Origin of the sequence: Pseudonocardia ammonioxydans (assembly GCF_900115005.1) — a bacterium.
GTDB classification, from domain to species: Bacteria; Actinomycetota; Actinomycetes; order Mycobacteriales; family Pseudonocardiaceae; genus Pseudonocardia; species Pseudonocardia ammonioxydans.
On the sequence record NZ_FOUY01000053.1, the window covers coordinates 1 to 17351 of the forward strand.

14 protein-coding genes and 1 pseudogene are annotated in these 17351 nt (G+C 70.3%); 10 read left to right on the plus strand and 5 right to left on the minus strand.

The features are described 5' to 3' along the window. The 3 genes from BM093_RS30015 to BM093_RS30025 form a co-directional block, all read left to right on the plus strand. Nucleotides 1-498: DapH/DapD/GlmU-related protein (locus tag BM093_RS30015; RefSeq protein ID WP_281248746.1), on the plus strand; the 498-nt coding region annotated here is incomplete at its 5' end. A gap of 29 nt (nt 499-527) precedes the next feature. Next, a complete protein-coding gene (locus BM093_RS30020) occupies nt 528-1508 on the plus strand; it encodes a TauD/TfdA family dioxygenase (protein ID WP_093354622.1) in 981 nt (326 codons plus the stop codon). 145 nt (nt 1509-1653) lie between these two features. After that, nucleotides 1654-3054 (plus strand): sensor histidine kinase, encoded by a 1401-nt coding sequence (locus BM093_RS30025; protein ID WP_093354710.1) that lies wholly within the window; start codon nt 1654-1656, stop codon nt 3052-3054. A gap of 10 nt (nt 3055-3064) precedes the next feature. Here BM093_RS30025 and BM093_RS30030 read toward each other — a convergent pair whose 3' ends face one another. Further along, a complete protein-coding gene (locus BM093_RS30030; protein WP_093354628.1) occupies nt 3065-4477 on the minus strand; it encodes an MFS transporter in 1413 nt (470 codons plus the stop codon). A gap of 98 nt (nt 4478-4575) precedes the next feature. Between BM093_RS30030 and BM093_RS30035 the strand changes: the two genes are divergently transcribed. From BM093_RS30035 to BM093_RS30050, 4 genes are all read left to right on the plus strand, one after another. Beyond that, nucleotides 4576-5160: a TetR/AcrR family transcriptional regulator gene (locus BM093_RS30035; RefSeq protein WP_093354715.1), complete on the plus strand. Its 585-nt coding sequence runs from the start codon at nt 4576-4578 to the stop codon at nt 5158-5160. Between the two features lie 760 nt (nt 5161-5920). Further along, a complete protein-coding gene (locus BM093_RS30040; protein ID WP_093354633.1) occupies nt 5921-6391 on the plus strand; it encodes a rhodanese-like domain-containing protein in 471 nt (156 codons plus the stop codon). Nucleotides 6392-6519: 128 nt separating this feature from the next. After that, the gene (lnt, locus tag BM093_RS30045) at nt 6520-7995 is read left to right on the plus strand and encodes an apolipoprotein N-acyltransferase (RefSeq protein WP_218162991.1); all 1476 of its coding nucleotides are present in this window, start codon (nt 6520-6522) and stop codon (nt 7993-7995) included. Between the two features lie 11 nt (nt 7996-8006). Continuing rightward, nucleotides 8007-8936, plus strand: a complete 930-nt coding sequence (locus BM093_RS30050; RefSeq protein WP_342743049.1) for a F510_1955 family glycosylhydrolase — start codon at nt 8007-8009, stop codon at nt 8934-8936. A gap of 12 nt (nt 8937-8948) precedes the next feature. Here the strand turns inward: BM093_RS30050 and BM093_RS30055 are convergent, their stop codons facing one another. The 4 genes and pseudogenes from BM093_RS30055 to BM093_RS30070 all read right to left on the minus strand — a co-directional run. Then, nucleotides 8949-10058, minus strand: a complete 1110-nt coding sequence (locus BM093_RS30055) for a VldE C-terminal domain-containing protein (protein WP_093354647.1) — start codon at nt 10056-10058, stop codon at nt 8949-8951. A gap of 67 nt (nt 10059-10125) precedes the next feature. Further along, nucleotides 10126-11589 (minus strand): MDR family MFS transporter, encoded by a 1464-nt coding sequence (locus BM093_RS30060; RefSeq protein WP_093354652.1) that lies wholly within the window; start codon nt 11587-11589, stop codon nt 10126-10128. Further along, a complete protein-coding gene (locus BM093_RS30065) occupies nt 11589-12692 on the minus strand; it encodes a PLP-dependent cysteine synthase family protein (protein ID WP_425439213.1) in 1104 nt (367 codons plus the stop codon). The genes BM093_RS30060 and BM093_RS30065 overlap by 1 nt, the downstream gene beginning before the upstream one ends. A gap of 1224 nt (nt 12693-13916) precedes the next feature. After that, nucleotides 13917-14355: pseudogene (locus BM093_RS30070) on the minus strand (NAD-dependent epimerase/dehydratase family protein); the annotation flags it as partial. 581 nt (nt 14356-14936) lie between these two features. Between BM093_RS30070 and BM093_RS30075 the strand changes: the two are divergent. The 3 genes from BM093_RS30075 (at nt 14937) to BM093_RS30085 (ending at nt 17348) form a co-directional block, all read left to right on the plus strand. Next, on the plus strand, nt 14937-15470 hold the full coding sequence (locus tag BM093_RS30075; RefSeq protein ID WP_085915401.1) for a hypothetical protein: 534 nt from the start codon (nt 14937-14939) through the stop codon (nt 15468-15470). 94 nt (nt 15471-15564) lie between these two features. Further along, entirely contained in the window at nt 15565-16338 is a 774-nt protein-coding gene (locus tag BM093_RS30080; protein ID WP_093354666.1) for a GNAT family N-acetyltransferase, read from the plus strand. Beyond that, nucleotides 16335-17348, plus strand: coding sequence for a hypothetical protein (locus BM093_RS30085; protein ID WP_085915399.1), 1014 nt, complete (start codon nt 16335-16337; stop codon nt 17346-17348). The genes BM093_RS30080 and BM093_RS30085 overlap by 4 nt, the downstream gene beginning before the upstream one ends. The last annotated feature ends 3 nt before the right edge of the window (nt 17349-17351 follow it).

Genomic DNA, 17351 nt, shown 5'->3' on the forward strand with positions numbered 1-17351 from the left:
GTCGACCGGTCGGTGCGGCGACTGCTCCTGCGGGCGCCGAAGGGGTGCTCGATCTACGAGCCGATCTTCTGGGGGCACGAACGGTTCTGGAAGGTCCCCGCTCCGAGCTACCTGCTGCTGTTCAACGGCACCCCGTTCAAAGGGCTGCTGTTACGCATGCTCGGCATGCGGGTCGGTGCGCGCCTGTTCGACGACGGCGCCGCGTTCGTCGAGCGGCCATTCATCAGCCTCGGTGACGACTGCACGCTCAATGAGCGCAGCATCGTCCAGAACCACTCCCAGGAAGACGGCGCGTTCAAGTCGGACCACACCGTCATCGGGTCGCGGGTCACGCTCGGGATCGGCGCCTTCGTGCACTACGGCATCACCGTCGGCGATGACGCCGTGATCGAGGCCGATTCGTTCCTCATGAAGGGCGAGGAAGTCCCCGCGGGCGAGACCTGGGGCGCCAACCCGGCCCGCGAGCTGCCCACCAGATCCATTCCGACGTCGGCATGAGCGCCGACCGCGCACCATGGGGAGTCGACATGACCTTCTCATCCCGGCCTCCCCAGAGCGTGGAGCTCCAGGTCGAACGCCGCCCCGGCACGCCTGCTCTCCTGCAGGTCGACCCGGACGACCCGTTGCAGTGGGCATTCGAAACGAGGCGAGCGCTCCGTAGCGCCGTAGTCGACCACGGCGCGGTGCTGGTCCGCGGTCTGGGGCTCTACGACTCGATCCTGGCCGGCGACGTGGTACGGATGCTCGCCGACGACCTGATGGCCGAGCGTGAGGCCTTCGCACCGCGGGTGCCCTACACCGACCGCGTCTACTCGACGACGCGATGGCCACACGGGATCCCGATGTGCCCGCACCACGAGCTGTCGTACCGCGACTGGTTCCCCGCTTCGATGATGTTCGTCTGCCTGTCCCCGCCCGTCCTCGGCGGCGCCACAGTCCTCGTCGACTCCTCCACCGTGCTCACGGCCTTGCCCGCGAGTCTGGTGAAACGTTGTGAGCGTGAGGGATGGATGCTGGTGCGCACCTACAACGGCGACGTCGGTCCGTCCTGGTCAGACGCCTTCGGTATCGGTGACCGACACGGCGTCGAGGACTACTGCCGAGCACACTCCATCGAGTTCGAGTGGCGCCGCGGCGGACAGCTCCGCACCCGGCAACGCCGCCCGGCCGTTGTCCGGCACCCGATCACGGGAGTGCGCTGCTGGTTCAACGAGATCGCCTACTACAGCGAGTGGGTCTTCGGCCCCGAAACAGCCCACGAGTTGCGCGACCTGCTCGGGCCCGACGGGCTACCTGCCACCACCTGCTTCGGAGACGGCACCCCCATCGGCTGGGACCTCGTTTCCCACATCATGCAGGCATACTCCGCCAACGCCGTCCGCGAGCCCTGGCAGAGCGGTGACCTCCTGGTCGTCGACAACATCCGCACTGCCCACGGCCGTGATCCCTACACGGGGCCGCGGGAGGTGCTCGCTGCGATGGCTGACCAGTGCACACTAGCCGAGTAACTCAACGGTCGGGTCGGGGTCCTGCGCAGGATTCGCGCCTTCCCGCCGTATCCGGTTCCGCCATCACAGGACCGCGCGGGCACGGCTATCGCCTGGCGATGCCGCTGCCCGACAGCGGAGGGTCCGATCGATGAGGTCGCGGATCGTGGCACTCGCTGTCACTGCTGCGGCCTTCGCGGTGGCGCTGTTCGGGATACCGCTGGTCATCGGACTGGCCGAGTTTGCGGTGGCGGAGGAGCGCTCCTCACTGCAGCGTCTCGCGGGGTTCGCCGCTCGCACGGTGCAGGAGGACATGACCGACGATCGCGTGCCGAGACGCCTGCCGGACGGCCCCGGCGATGCCGCGATCGCCCTCTACGACGACGAGGGGACGCTGCTGCTCGGAGACGGCCCCGCGCACGGCGACCCGCCGGTCGACTACGTCCTCGGCGACCGCGCCGGCCCACCGCCGGTCGAGGACCTGACCGTCGCGGTCCCGGTCAGCGACACGGGCGACATCATCGGTGTGGTTCGTACGTCCACACCGCCGTCTCAAGTCTATGGCGCCCTGGTCCCCATCTGGCTGGGGATGGCGGGCCTCGCCGCTGTCGTGCTGGTGTCAGCGTGGCTGCTCGCGCGACGGCTGGCGATCCGTCTGTCCCGTCCGCTTGAGCGCCTGGTCGACGACGCGGGCCGGCTGGGAGATGGGGATTTCGGTATCACCCCGGATTCGACCGGTATCGCGGAGACCGACCGGGCGAGCGCCGCCCTCAGCCGAACCGCACGGCGGCTCGACGACCTCGTCGCACGCGAGAGAGCGTTCTCAGCGGAAGCCTCTCATCAACTACGCACTCCCCTGGCCGGCCTGCGGCTCCGATTGGAGTCCGCTCTCGACCGGCCCGAGCGCATGACGACCGCAGAGATCGCGGACGGTCTGGGTTCGATCGACCGGCTCGAGCGCACGATCGACGAGCTCCTGGCACTGGCACGCGAACGTCAGACGACCTCAGCACCGGCCGATCTCTCCGCGCTGCTCTCCGAGTTCGACGAGGAGTGGCGTTCTCGCCTCGCCCTCGAGAACCGAAGGTTCTCGGTCCGGCTACCGGATTCTCTTCCCCGGCCGGACGCATCGGCGGCCGCCGTCCGCCAGATCGTCGGTGTCCTCCTCGACAACGCCTACTTCCACGGTGCCGGGGCGGTGTCGGTCGCCGTCCACGAGCTGGGCGAGAACGCGATCGCGGTCGAGATCAGCGACGAAGGGCCCGGTGTCCCGACGGCCGCTCTCACCGACGCACACATCGGGAACGGTATGGGCTTACCGCTGGCCCGTCGACTCGCCGAGAGCGAAGGCGGACGACTCACCGTCGGTACCGTCCCGTCGACGGTGACGCTGCTGCTCCCAGTCGCGACCGCGACCCGCTCTCCGGCGCACCGCGAGAACGAGCCGGTGGATCGACTGAGCTTCCCCCAGGTTCCCGGAGAAGCGGCGGAACCTCAGCATCATCCTGATTCCGGCCGGGGCGAGCCATCCACGGAGCCCGCGGTGCCGTCGCGGCACCAGGGTTGATCCGGCCGCCTCAATCGGTCGTCCCGCTCGTGCGAACGCGTGCCGGGATCCAGCATGTCGCGAGGACGCCGGCGCCCAGTGCGATCACGGCCGCTACGCCGAAGGCTCTGCCGAACCCCTCGCCCGAGCCGGTCATGAGACTTGCTGCCGCGATGCTCGAGACCACGGCGGTGCCGATAGACGCTCCGAACTCGTGAAAGGTGCTCACGATGCCGGCCGCAACGCCCGACTTCTCCGGCTCGACCTGCCCCAGTGCCGTCGCCGAGGCGACGAGGAACAGCGAGCCGATCCCCGCAGCGGCTGCGCTCAGCCCGAGCACCATGCTGAGCGTCCCCGCCCACAGCGCGGGGACGGCCAGTCCGAGTGCGGCGAGAAGTAACCCGCCGAGCGCCAGTGCCCGGCCGCCCACGCGCGCCATGACCCAGCCTGCGAGGTTGGCGCCGAGCATCGTCGCACCGGCGACCGGCAGGAACAGCAGGCCGGTCGTGAGCGCGCTGTGGCCCATCGCGTCCTGCAGGTAGAAGGAGCCGAGGAAGAAGATGGCGACCATGAGGGCCGTGGCCATCAGGATCACGAAGGTCCCCGACCCCACCGAGCGGCGGGTCATCAGCTCGACATCCATGAGCGGGGATCGAACCCGTCGTTGCCAGACGACGAAGGCCGCATACAGTGCTGCGCCCGCGACGACGAGGCCGACCGTGACGGGGGCGAGCCAGCCCCGATCACCGGCCCCGATCAGAGCGTAGATGACCAGGCCGGTCCCGCCGGTGATCAGCACGGCACCCAGAACGTCGACTCCCTGGCGCTCCTGCACCGGGACCCCGGGCAACGCCGGGAGCATGCGGATCAGAAGGACGAGGATCACCACGCCGACGGGGATGTTCACGAAGAAGATCCACGGCCATCCCGGCCCGCCGGTCAGGACTCCGCCGAGCAGTACTCCGACCGCGCCGCCGGCGCCGCCCATGGCGGACCAGATTCCGAGGGCCTTGTTCCGCTCCTCGCCGTCGAACAGTCGCACGACCGAAGACAGCGCCGCCGGCGAAAGCATGGCTGCGCCGACGCCCTGCGCGATCCGACTGACAATCAACATCGCCGCCCCATCGGCGATACCGGCGGTCAGCGACGCGATCGTGAACACCGCAAGGCCGGCGAGGACGAGCCGGCGTGGTCCGATGAGGTCCGCAACACGTCCTCCGAGCACCATCAGACCGCCAAACGTGAGCGTGTAGGCGCTCGTCACCCATGTCAGCGCGTCGCGGGACAGGCCCAGGTCGGCACCCATGTGGGGTAGCGCGATCGCCACGACGGTGACATCGACGATCAGCATGAACTGCGCAACGCCGAGCAACGCCAGCGTCCGCCAGCGTCCGGTGTGTGCGACCACTCTGGAATCCGGCGTCGTGCCGGTCGAGTCGGGCATAGCAACCTCCTTAACTCGTATAGTACTGTCAGAGTTACCTAGTTGCCGTTCTAAGTCAAACATGTATGTTCGAACTCATGGGAGCTGACTCAGAGCAGATGGCCTCGGGTGGACCCCGGCGAGCGGACGCTCGCCGCAACATCGAGGCGATCGTCGAGGCAGCGGCGGACTGCCTAGGGCGCCGCCCGGAGGCGAGCGTGGCCGACGTCGCGAAGGAGGCCGGGGTCGGCCGGGTGACCGTCTACGGGCACTTCCCTTCTCGGGCGGAACTCGTCGATGCGGCTGTCGTGCACGTACTCGAGCAGGTGGATGTCGCCCTGAAGTCGGTCGATCTTCACGGTCCACCGCGGGAAGCACTGGCGCGCTACATCCGCGCCAGTTGGGAGCACACCGGTCGCTCCCTCAGTCTTGTCGCCGCCGCAGAGAAGGAACTGACCTCAGAGCGGATCCACCGGCTCCATGAGAGGTTGGCCGAGCGTCCAGTACGCGTACTCGAACGAGGACAAGCTGACGGTGTGTTCAGCGATGACCTCCCCATCTCCTGGATGGTCGCGGTTCTGCATCGGCTCATCCACGGTGCTGCCGACGAGGTCGGAAGGGCGAACATCCACCCTTCCGATGCTGCGGAGCTGATCGTGACGACTGTGCTCCGGGCCTTCGCGCCGGGGCGCGTCGAGGTGTGATCGCGACTGACTGGGTCATCGTGTGTCGCGCGGGCACGCGAGGTCGGACGGCCGGCCACCGGGTCATCGGTATCGACCCCGTCCGCGACGAGACCCTCGCCGTGACTGGAAGAGCATCGAGCCCAGGCGTGGGGCCGCTTCGTTGAGAGAGACGCCGCCCGCTGTCCTGCCTCTCATCGAAGGTGGTCCCGGAGCAGGCAGTCGCTGTCGTGTGTTGGGCACCAGAGAATGGGAACAACGGGTTCTGGCCCGATGGGGATGTCCTTCACGATCGACGGACAGAACTTCGATGCTCGACGGCAACGGTCAGCTCGTCGATCTCGACGCCGTCGAGGGGTGGACGATCAGACCCTGACCCCTTCCACCTGCACGTCTGGCTGCCGAGTGAGACCGCAAGCGCCGCCACCTGCTCCAACGCGACGTACCAGTGAACAAGCCGGGATGCCTCGTCTCCCCCGGTGGCAACGACGCCGCGAGCGCGTCGAACCGCGCGCAGCGGGTGCCACTGGTGCCTCGTACGGCACGGTTCGCCGTGCGACCACGTCCGCAACCGGTGAGACATCGCGGGCCAGCGGGAACGGACCAGTGGGCCGATGCCCACCGGTCCGCCCGCCGCACCGGGCGGTGCCGATGTGCGCTACCGCGGAGGGGGGTGCAGTGCGCGGCATCGCCATCACGGCATCTCCTACGATACATAGGACCACAAGAGGGTCTCGTTTCCCTCGACCGAGCCGCCGCGCCCACTGGAGCCAGCACCGCGATGACCTGTCGACCCGGCCTCGGCCTCGTGCGTCCCGCAACGATCGCTCTCGCCGCGCTCGTCCTGCTTGCCGCCTGCGCCAGCACCCCGACAGCCCGTGAGGCCGCAGCACCGAGCGCTGCCACCGTCTCCACCGGCGCTGCGGCGTCCCCGGTGCGGCTCGTCGATGCCGCGCAGTTCGCCGAACTGGTGGACAGAGACGGCGTCGTGGTCGTCAACGTGCACACGCCCGACGACGGCTCCATCGCCGGCACCGACGCCTCGATCCCGTTCGACCAGATCGGCGAGCGGGTCGCGGAGCTGCCGGCAGATCGAGCCGCTGCGCTGGCCGTGTACTGCCGGACCGGAACGATGAGCGCGGCCGCTGCGACGACACTGGCCACGCTCGGCTACCGCAATCTCACCGACCTGGCCGGCGGGATGCAAGCCTGGCAGGACGCAGGCCACCCACTCCTGGCAGCCGGCTCGTGACGAACCGAGACCGGTGCCCACGACAGCCTGCGCCGCACTCTCCGGCGTCAGGACACGAGAGGGCATCAGGCACAGAAGCGACGCCACGGCGCGGGCGGGGCCGGCTCGGTCTCCGGGCAAGCTTCGTCTTGGCGCTCGCGGCAGGCGCCGCCTTCGCGGCAGCAGCTCCCCCTCGAGGCTGGTGGCCACTGGTAGCACTCGGTGTCGCGATGTGGGTTCTGGCGCTTCGAGGTCGCACGCTTCGCCAGCGCGCCGGCATCGGCGCGGCGACCGGTCTGGTGTGGTTCAGTTCGTCGCTGTACTGGTTGTCCGACTTCGCTGTGGCCGGCTATCTGGCCGTCACGGTTGTCGAGACGGCGTTGCTCGTCGCGGTGGCCTGCGCCGTGCCGGGATCGACGCCGGGACGCCCATGGCACGGGTGGTGGGCGGTGCCGGCGTTGCTGATGTTGCTCGACGCCGCTCAGACTGCGTTCCCCTTCAGCGGATTCCCGCTCCCCGCGCTGGTGCTCAGCCAGCTCGACGGCCCCTTTGCCGATGCGGCCCCCGTGGGTGGGTCACTACTGGTCACCGGGCTCGCCGCCGCTGCAGGGGCCGGGCTCGCGGCCACAATCACGGCCACCGGTCGACAGCGGGTCGTCGTTCTCGCCGCGACCCTCGCCGGAAGTGTCGCCATCCCACCGGTCGGGGCCGCCGTCGCCGCCGCCACGACCACCGCCACAGGCCGGCTGGACACCGCGATCGTGCAGGGCGGGGGCCCGCGGGGACTGCGGGCGGTCTTCACCGATCCGCAGGACACCACCGACCGGCACCTGGCTGTTGCCCGCGACATCACCGCATCTCCCGACCTCGTGTTGTTCCCGGAGAACGTGATCACCTCCCGCGGGCCGGTGACCGGCGGACCGAACGACCGAGCCGTCGCCGAACTGGCTCGACGGCTCGCCGCCCCGGTCATCGCCGGTGTGACGGAGACGCAGGGCAGCGGGTTCCGCAATGCCGCGCTGCTGTGGGACGCCCGCGGCCAGCAGACCGGGCGCTACGAGAAGGAACATCGCGTGCCGTTCGGCGAGTACATCCCCGGTCGGGCCTTGCTGGAGAAGATCACCGATCTGACGGCGCTGGTCCCCCGGGACGCCATCGTGGGCGACGGCACGGCGGCTCTCGACGTCGCCGGCCGCAGGCTCGGAGTCGTCATCTCCTACGAGGTGCTGTTCGCCGACCGGGTTCGGGAAGCGGTCCGTGCCGGTGGCGAACTCGTCCTGGTCCCGACCAATGCCTCGTCGTATGTCACCGACGAGGTCCCCTCGATCGAAGTCGCCGCGGCACGCCTGCGCGCGCTGGAAAGCGCACGCAGCGTCGTCCAAGCCGCACCCACTGGCTACTCGGCCGTTGTCGACCCCGACGGGACAGTGCGCGCACTGTCGCCCCTCGGTGATCCGGCGCTGCTGCGCGAGCCCGTCACGTTGCGCACCGGCCTCACCCCGTACACCCGTCTCGGCGACGGCCCCTACATCGTCCTCGCGGCCGCCGCCGTCGCCGTCGCTTGGCTCCCCGCAGCCCGACGTCGCGGACGCATCGTCGGGTCACCGCGCCCCGCAGAAAGGTAATCCTCCGTCCCATGGTCAACAGATCGCCCGCACACCGCACAGGTCTCCCCCAGCGCAGAGTCCGACCGCGCCGGGCCCATGCCTTCCTTGCCGCCGGCACCGCCCTCGTGCTGGCCGGCTGTGGCGCCGGGAGTGCGTCCGACACCTCGGACACCGCCGCCAACACCACCACCGCAGATCTTTTCGCCCCGGTCGGACACGTACACGGAGTGGGCGTCGACCCTGCTGGCGGCAGCGTGGTCGTTGCCGGCCACTACGGGCTGTTCGCCCTCGCCCCCGACGGGACACTGGTTCCTCGCCAGGACCCGCCGGAGGCCGCGGGGCCGGACCTGATGGGGTTCACCGTCGCCGGGCCCCGCACCTTTCTCGCCAGCGGACACCCCGCCCCCGACGACGCCGGCACCCCGAACCCGGTCGGGCTCGTCCGCAGCACTGATGCGGGCACGACGTGGGAGCCCGTGAGCCTGCAGGGCCAGGTCGACTTCCACTCTCTCGACGTCGGCGGCACCTCGGTTGTCGGGCTCGACGCCACCCGCGGCCTGCTGATGGTCAGTAGCGACGGCGGTCGCACGTGGCAGGAGCGTGCCGCGCTGGATGCCCTCGACATCGCCGTGGACCCCTCCGACGGGGCCCGGGTGCTGGCCACGACCGAGAACGGGGTGGCCGCCAGCCAGGACGGTGGCTCCACCTTCCGCGACGTCACCGGTAGCCCGCTGTTGGCTTTCGTGTCGTGGGCGGGCGACGGCGCCGTGTACGGGATCGGGCCGGACGGAACGGTGCACGCCAGCACCGACCGGGGCGCGACCTGGCAGCGGCGTGCCGGTACCGAGAGCCCGCCGCAGGCCATCACCGCCGAGCCCGGGGGCCGGTTGACGATCGTGACCAACGACGGCATCCACCGGTCGACCGACGGCGGCGCCACGCTGGCGCGCATCGCCTGAGCAGTGGGTCGGCTAGCGGCGGAACGACACGTGAATGTGATCGTAGTGCCCGCCCACCGGGTCGGCGGGGTCGTACACCCCGCCGCCGGTGTAGTCGCTCCACCGACCGGGACCTGCCTGGGGCCGTAGCCAGATCTGGCCCTGCCAGATGACGTAGGAGACGTCGAGGGCGACGGCGTTGCGCCGGAACCACTCGGCGATCACCCAGCCGTCGTCGACGTCGCGGCCGGAGGCGAAGCTGCCGGCGGGTCCAGGGAACAGGTCGCACCCCTTCCCGAGGGGGTGGTCGCTGGTCGGGTTCGCCGGGCGGTCGGCGAAGCAGCGTGTCGAGGTCAGGTACGTGGTCTCGCTGAGCGCGCCGAAGGCGGTCCGCACCTGCTCCAGTGCGAACCGCGTCGTGGGGGTCACACAGCCCCGGGTGGTGGGGTCGTCCTCGGTGCAGCCGGGTGGGCGCGGTCGCGGGTCGTCGCCGATCACCGCACTCGAGGGGTCGGCGCAGCTGCCGCCGTCCGCGGTCGTGCGTGCCCCGGTGGTTCGCGCCGCCCCGTCACCGACCTCGGTGAGCACGTTCGCGGCGGTGTCCTCCCATTTGGCGTAGGCGGTCGGGAACGCCGAGCGTTGGACCGCCTGGGCGGCCTCCCACAGCTCCATGTCGGCCCATCCGGGGATCTGCAGCAGGCGGTCGTAGAAGATCGCGGCCGAGTACCGGGGATCGGTGACCTGCTCGGCCGAGCCCCAGCCCATCGACGGGCGTTGCTGGAACAGCCCGAGCGAGTCACGGTCGCCGTAGTCGAGGTTGCGCAGGCCGGATTCCTGCAGCGCGGTGGCCACGGCGATCCACACAGCCCGCTCCGGGACCGCGCGGTCCCGGCCCACCGCGACGATGGTTGCGGCGTTGGCCAGTTGCTCGGCGCCGAGTCCGCTGGGGCCGGTCGCGGAGATGGGCACGGCCGCTGCCGGGGGCAGGCAATCCGGCCTGATCGCTACCGGGGTGAGGAAGTGCCCCATCGCGATCCGGACCAACACCAGCCCCGCGGCGAGGACCCCCACGACGACACCGACGGCGAGCAGCCGAACACCCAGCCGCCGCAACGCCACGGCGGCGTGTCCGACGCCGTTCACCGCCCCATGACGGACGCGCCGCTCGGTGGTCGTCGCGGACGGCTGGGCTTGTCCGCTCGTGCGGGGGTCACCATCGTCGGGCGGCCCCAGGCAGGTCGGCCAGCGGCCGCGTCGTCTCCACCGGCGTGGGAGCCGGCGGCTGCTGGGCAGCACGGATAGCCGGTAGCGGGCGGGTCGGGCTGTCGTCGTGCTGGCCGACCGCCCACAGTTGGGTGGTCGGGGGGTCGCCATCCGGTTCGCTCTGCGCTGCTTGGGTGTCCTCGGCGGGTGCGGTGAGCAGTCCGCGCCGATACAGCACCGCGAGGGCGAACCCGCACAGCAGCCCGATCACCAGTAACACCAACCACGGCGCGTAGGGGGCGCCGAGCGAGCGGGCCAGGTCGATCGCCCAGCCCGTCCCCGCGTTGCCGAGCAGGATGCCGACCCCGCACACGGTGTTGTAGAAGCCGTAGTGGGTGGCGACGAGCCGGTTGCGAGCGAGCCCGACGATGGTGTCCATCTCGAACGGCAGGACCACGGCGGTCCCGATCGCGAGCAGCGCCGCGGTCGACAGCAACGCCGTCACCCCCAGCACCGTCGCGGTCACCGCGCTGACGTCGGGCAGCGCGACCAGCAACCCGTCGGCGGCGAGCAGCGGCACGAAGGCCACGCCGAGCACGACCAGGCCCCGGCTCAGCGAGCCCGCCGGCCCCCACCGCGCACGACACCAGGCGGTGACCTTCATCTGGGCCGCGATGGTGACCCCGCCGGACACGACATACAACGCTGTCACCAACGCCGTGCCCAGGTTCCCGTCGCCGGCCAGGGTTCGGGCGTGCAACGGCAGCGCCAGATACACCTGATACGACAAGACGTAGGTGCCGATCATCGCGACCGAGAAGGGCAGGAAGCCCCGGGTCGTGGCGACGTCGCGCCACTGCGCGAGGACCGGGCGCCGATCGCCGTCGCCGCCGCCGTCACCGCGGCGGGCCGGCAGGGCCCGGATCTGCAGCACCGTGAGCACGGCGAACACGGCGGCGGCGACCAGGCAGGTGACGGCGAAGCCGATGCCGGTCAGTGCCAGTCCGACGATCGGGCCGATCAGGATGCCCGCCTGGTAGAAGATGCTGAACAGGGCGAACGCCTCGACGCGCCGCTCACCGGTGTCATGGGCGATGTAGGCGCGCACGGCCGGGTTGAACAGCGCCCCGGCGAATCCGGTCGCGGCCGAGGCCACGACCAGCGCCGGGACGTTGTCGACCAGGCCGATCAGCGCGAATCCGCCGGTGCGCAAGGCGCAGCCGGCCACGATCATCGGCTTGTAGCCGAACCGGTCGGCCAGGCTGCCCCCGACCAGGAACATGCCCTGCTGGGAGAAGTTCCGTACCCCGAGGATCAAGCCGACCATCAGCACCGAGAGCCCGAGCCCCTGGGACAGGTGGTCGGCCAGGTACGGGATGAGCATGTAGAAGCCGAGGTTGATGGTCAGCTGGTTGAGCAGCAGCAGCTGGACCGGCCGGTCGAACGACCGGTATCTGTCGAGTACCCGCATCAGCTCTCGCGTCCTGCAGGCCGGAGCACGGTGGCACAGCGGGTCCAGCGGTGGACCTCGACCGCGTCGGGCCGGTCGATCTCGTCCGGGTCGTGCAGCGGAGGGGCACCGACGGTGATCCCCTTCGCCGCGCAGAACTCGTCGTTGTAGACGGTGTCGAAGTAGCGCTGCGGGCCGTCGGGGAAGACCGCAGCGATCCGGGTGCCCTCCGGCCGGGTCCGGGCCAGCCAACCGGCCACCATGCCGACGGCGCCGACGCTCCAGCCTCCGCTGGAGTAGCTGGCGCTGGCCATCGCCCGGCACGCCGAGACTGCCTCATCCGCACCGACCCAGTGCACCTCGCTAAAGATGCTGTGGTCGACGTTGCGGGGATGGATGCTCGAGCCGAGCCCCCGCATCAGGCGCGGTCGAGCGGGCTGACCGAAGATCGTCGACCCGACCGTGTCGACCCCGACGACCTCCAGGTCGGGCAGGTGCTGGTGGAGCGCGCGGGAGATGCCCGCCGAGTGGCCTCCGGTGCCGACCGAGCAGACGAGCACATCGATGTCTCCGAGCTGGGCGTGCAGTTCGTCGGCAAGCGGCGCGTAAGCGCTCACGTTGTCGGGATTGTTGTACTGGTCAGGGCACCACGAGCCGGGGTGCTGGTCGAGCACCTCGGCGACGCGGTCGCGGCGGGCCTGCTGCCACCCACCGCACGCCGCCGGGCTCTGCACGGTCACCACCTCGGCACCGTAGGCACACAGGAGCCGATACATCAGCGGTTCCATGCCCGGGTCGGACACCAGCGTGACGGGGTGCCCGAACGCGATTCCGGCCAGGGCGAGGCCGAGACCGAGGGTGCCGCTGGTGGACTCGACGATCCGCCCGCCCGGCTCGAGATCACCGCGTTGACGGGCCTGCTCGACCATATGCAGGGCAGGGCGGTCCTTGATCCCGCCGGGGTTGGTGCCTTCCAGCTTGGCCCAGAACCCCCGTCCGGCAGAGCTGAAGGGTGCGTCGATCCACACCGTCGGTGTGGAGCCGACGACGTCGGTCAGCTGGAAGCAACGTCGCGCAGCGACGCCGGGGGCATCGGCGGGAAGAGTCGTGAAAGAAGTGGACATGACAGACCTCATTCGGGCGCGGGCATGTGCCGCACCACCAGGGAGCGATGTAGGGGCGCGAGAAACGACGACCGGGATCTGGTCCGTGGTCGCCGAGGCCTCTACGTCCGCGAGATCTGTGCCAGGACTAAGTGGTGACGCCCACCTTCTGCTCGAGCGGGCGTGGTCTTGACTGCGCGGTGTATCCGCGGCGGTGCCCGCATCGCGGCCGCTACGCGGATCTCGACGCCCGCTCCAGCGAAGACGTCCGGTGGGACGGGACGATCAGCGCGAGCAGTGAGAGTCGACTCGTCGTGGGCTCCGTCCTGATGGCACACAGGAGCATCAGGATGCGAATGCGAATGCGGAGCGGCGGGGCGCTCGGCACCGATCTGGTCTCCGTGGTCGGGCGACTGGTCAGCCGCGACGCCCGCGGACGCCTGCGACCCTGTCAGCTGCGTCGAGGATTCACCGGCGACGAGCTCAGGGCCGTGGACCGGCAAGAGCAGGTGCAGCCCACAGATCAGCATGACCATCGACAGGGCGAGGAGTACCACGGCGCGGCGGGCACCGGATCTTGGCACCCGTGTCCCCTGCACGCCGACGAGGTTGCTCACAGTAGCCGAACCGTACCAGCGTCATCGGCAGGCCCGTCCGTGCATCCCGGCGTTGGTGCGTCATCACACAACTCGTGCACGACGTCCTATCGGGGCGCGGCTATGGACACGACCATCGATGTCTCCACCAACACTGCAGGTCAGAGCGGTTAGAGAGTGCGGCGTCTCAGGCGTAGGCGCCAGCAGGTCGACGACCACGGTGAATGGCTGACCCCGGCCGCTTCGCGACGAAGACCCCCCATTCGTGAATGCGGTACCCGTTTCGACGAAAGATCGTCACTTAGCGTATACCTGCCGTTGGCTATCGCTTCGTCCTGATGGTGCAGGCTGCACCCGCCGGATGGCTGGTCTGGCGACATCCGGGGCCCGCTGGGGGCGGGCGCCACCGCCACCGCGCCGCACGGGCGGGCCGATGCGACTACCAGCACGGCGATCGCCTCGGCTGCGAGTGCTCAACGCGGGACGTCCGCTCCAGGATGGGGCCCGCCCGTCGTTCGTTTCTCGTCGCTGCAGTGGCGTCGGTGAGAAGCGGTGGCGGACCCGATCACGGCGGGTCCGGCGACGGGTGCGTGCACCGCCGACAGCCCCACCGGCGTGTTCTGTGGCCCGGGCCACTGTCGCCCCGACGTCATCGTCCGGGCAGGCGCCACTGCATGGCCGGCAGCAGCGCGGCGCGGTTCACCCGGCCGGCGTGCCGCTCGACCAGCTCGAACATCGAGGTGATCAGGGTGGCGGCGAGCAGGTGCGGGCGCAGGCCCAGCTCGGCGAGGCCGGTGGAGACGACGTGGTAGTGGTGCTGGTCGGCTTCCACCCGTGGGGTGTCCAGGTGCGTGATCTCGGTGCCGGGGTGTGTATCGGCCACGAGTTTGGCCAGCTCGCCGACCGAGAACGACTCGGTGAGCTGGTTGAACACCCGGAACTCGCCACGCTCGGCGGGGTTCTCGACGGCGAGCCGCACGCAGTCGACGGTGTCGCGTATGTCGATCACGCCGCGGGTCTGACCTCCGGAGCCGTAGACGGGTCAGCGGTTCGCCGAGCACGGCCTGGATGATGAACCGGTTCGCGACGTGTGGTGTCGACGCGTGCACCCCGTTCTCCCGCACGATCGTGCAGGCGGCCGCGCCCACTGATTGAGTTCGCCAGTGGCTCGGTGTGAAGTCGTCCGGTACGCGCGTGGTGCCCCGTCCCCGTCTGAAGACCCTCGCCCCGCCGGCCCGTCACAGCGCACGAGCCGGCGGCGCCTCAGTCAGCATGGAACGACCGTCCCGTTCCCCGTTTCGACCGAGGCGGTGGTGGCCTGGACCTTGTCGCCGATCTGCAGCTCCTGAAACCAGGCCTGCGCGTCGGGCTCAATTCGTTAGTTCATCGTCCTACTTGATGTTGTAGTGATCAGTTGGTTGCGGACCGTCACACTACGAGCGGATGGCGGCACGCGACGTGTGCCGAACCAAGAAGCCATAGCCACCCATTGACTGACACAGGATCGCCAGGTCGCGTCCACAAGAGGACCGCGTCTACAAGAGGTAGGTCGTACGTCCAGCGGCACAGTCGAGCGCCGATCTGTGCCTGCGCCGGATCAATTGCTGCCCTGCGCTACCGTAAAAACGTCCGAGTGATGCCACTCGGTCCGGTTGAGGGGAGGAGTGTCGTGCTGGCGGACGCACGTCCTTCCTCGACGCGGGCGCTGCTCGTGGCCGCCCTCGCGACCGCCGTCCTCGCGATCGGGATGGACCTGGCGGCCGGTGAACACCCCGTGCACGCTGCGACGGTCGGCGTGGTCGCGGCATCGGTCGCGCTCGCGCGCCTGGTCACCGCACGTCGGTACGAGGGACTGCTGGCCATGGTCAACGGCGCTGTCGTGGCGCAGCCGGCGTTGCACGCCTCGACCAAGCTGGTCCCGCCGGTCACGGACCACTCCGGGGAGATGTCGCTTTCGGTCGTGCACGTCGTCCTGGGGGCACTGATCGTCGTCGCCGTCACCCAGGTTCAGCAGCTCGGCAGCCTCGTTGCTGCCCTGCGTCCCTTGCTGGTCGCGCTGATCCGGCGCATCGCCTCGACGCCCAAGCGGCCGGTCCGCTCGCCGCGCCTGGTCGGCTACGAACCGGCGCTGCCCGTGCCCCAGTGGTCGATCGTCCGCGACGTCGCCCGACGAGGCCCCCCGGTGTCGGCGCTGGCCGCCTGACCTCGCCGAGACATTTCGCACGGGTGTTCGGGCGGCCCATGGCCCGATCACCCCCGTCTCCGGTGTTCCGGAGCTTCCCGCCTGGAGTTCTGTCATGGGCGTCATCTCGACGTGTCGGCATCGAGCATCCGCAGCGACACTTCCCGTTCCCACCGCACCGAACGGCCCTCCCCGGCCCGCCGGACGCCGTCCGCGTGTGTTCGTCCGTACCGCGACGACCTACGACCTGTCCGCAATGGCCGGCCTGCATGTCGCACACCTGCCGATCGGCTTCTTCCCGCGCCTCGGCACGGGTTTCGTCGCACGCTGGCAGGCCGCCTTCCTCGACAGCCCCCACGCCATCGGCCTCGTTGCGATCAAGCGCAGCGACGACGCCAGCGCCGAAACGGTCGTCGGGTTCCTGGTCGGTACCACGGATCGCCGCGCGTTCCGGCGCGAATTGCTGCGGCGCCACCGGGGAGTACTCATCCGACACGGCCTCTTCGCTCTCGTGGCCCGCCCGCGGCTTCTCGCCACGTTCCTGCGCTGTCGAGCGACGACCTACGCCGCCCGCCTCTGGCGGGGACGCTCGGGCACGCCCACCGCGCAACCACTCGAGCGCGAGGAACCGACCGGTGAGCTGACCGCCGTCGCCGTCGATCCGGGGACCCGTGGAGCCGGCGTCGGACGGCGGCTGATCGAGATCTACCTCGACCGTTGTACGAGCCTCGGGGTTTCCTGGGTCGAGCTGGTGACCGCGACGGAACCGGACTCCGCCGTGCGGTTCTACGAACACACCGGCTGGACCTGGCTCCACCGGAGCCGGACCCGCGACGGCGTGCCGGTCGCGCACTTCGGGCGTTGTCTGGCCACGACGGATCGTGCATGACTTCCGCTGCACGGAGCGCGACGCGCCGCGACCGGCTGCTCCCGGCCGCGGCGCTCGTGCTGCTTGTCCTCGTCACCGCCGGATGTGCCGGCGCCGCGCCGGCCTCGCCACGCCTCGATGCGGGTGCACCGACGCCTGCACCGGTCACCAGCGCACCTGTCCCCGACGACGTGGCGACGGCTCCGCGCACCAGTCGCGGGGACCTGTCGAAGGAGGCCGCCGTCGCCTTCGTCGAGGCGGTCGGCAGCTGGGAGGAGATCGAGCCCACCGCCGCCAGCGAGCGCGTCGTCGCGGCCGGCTACCCCGCAGCCCTTGGCGCCGTCGCACCGCAACTGGTCGATCTCCCCACCCCCCGCGCACGGACACGGGTCGTGTTCGCGCAACAGGGTGGCCTCACCGCGACCACGGCGAGCGTGATCGTGCTCGCCGAGCAGAGTTGGGGCGACACCGGGCACGACGGTGTGCGACAGCTGGTGCTCGACGTCCGGCTCGTCCTGCTCGCGGGCCGGTGGGAGGTCACGGCGTCGGTCGCTCCCCCTCGCCCGCCTCTCGCCCCGGCCCGCGCCGGTGGGCCGACCGCTCTCGGACGCGCTGTGCTCGGGGACCCCGCCCTCGTCCTGCCCGAGCCGGTGCGGGCCGACATCGTCGAGCGTCGTGTCGGCGACCCGATCCTGGGTGTCCTGCAGCGGCTTGGAGCCCGTGCCAGGATCGACGTGCAGGTCGCGGCCACCGGTCACCCCGGCACGGTCTATCCGACCAGCCGGTTGTCCAACCATGCGGTCGGTCGGGCGTTCGACATCAGGGCGATCGACGGCGTGCCGGTCGAGGAGCTCCGCGACGGCGGCCGCCTCGAGGCCGTGATGACGGCCGCCGGCGAGGCCGGGGCGACCGAGGTCGGCGGGCCGATCCGTGTCGCCGGGCCCGGGTACTTCACCGACGCGGTCCACCGCGACCACGTGCACGTCGGGATCACTCCGGGTAAGCCGGCTGCCCGGGCGGTGACCCGGTGAGGG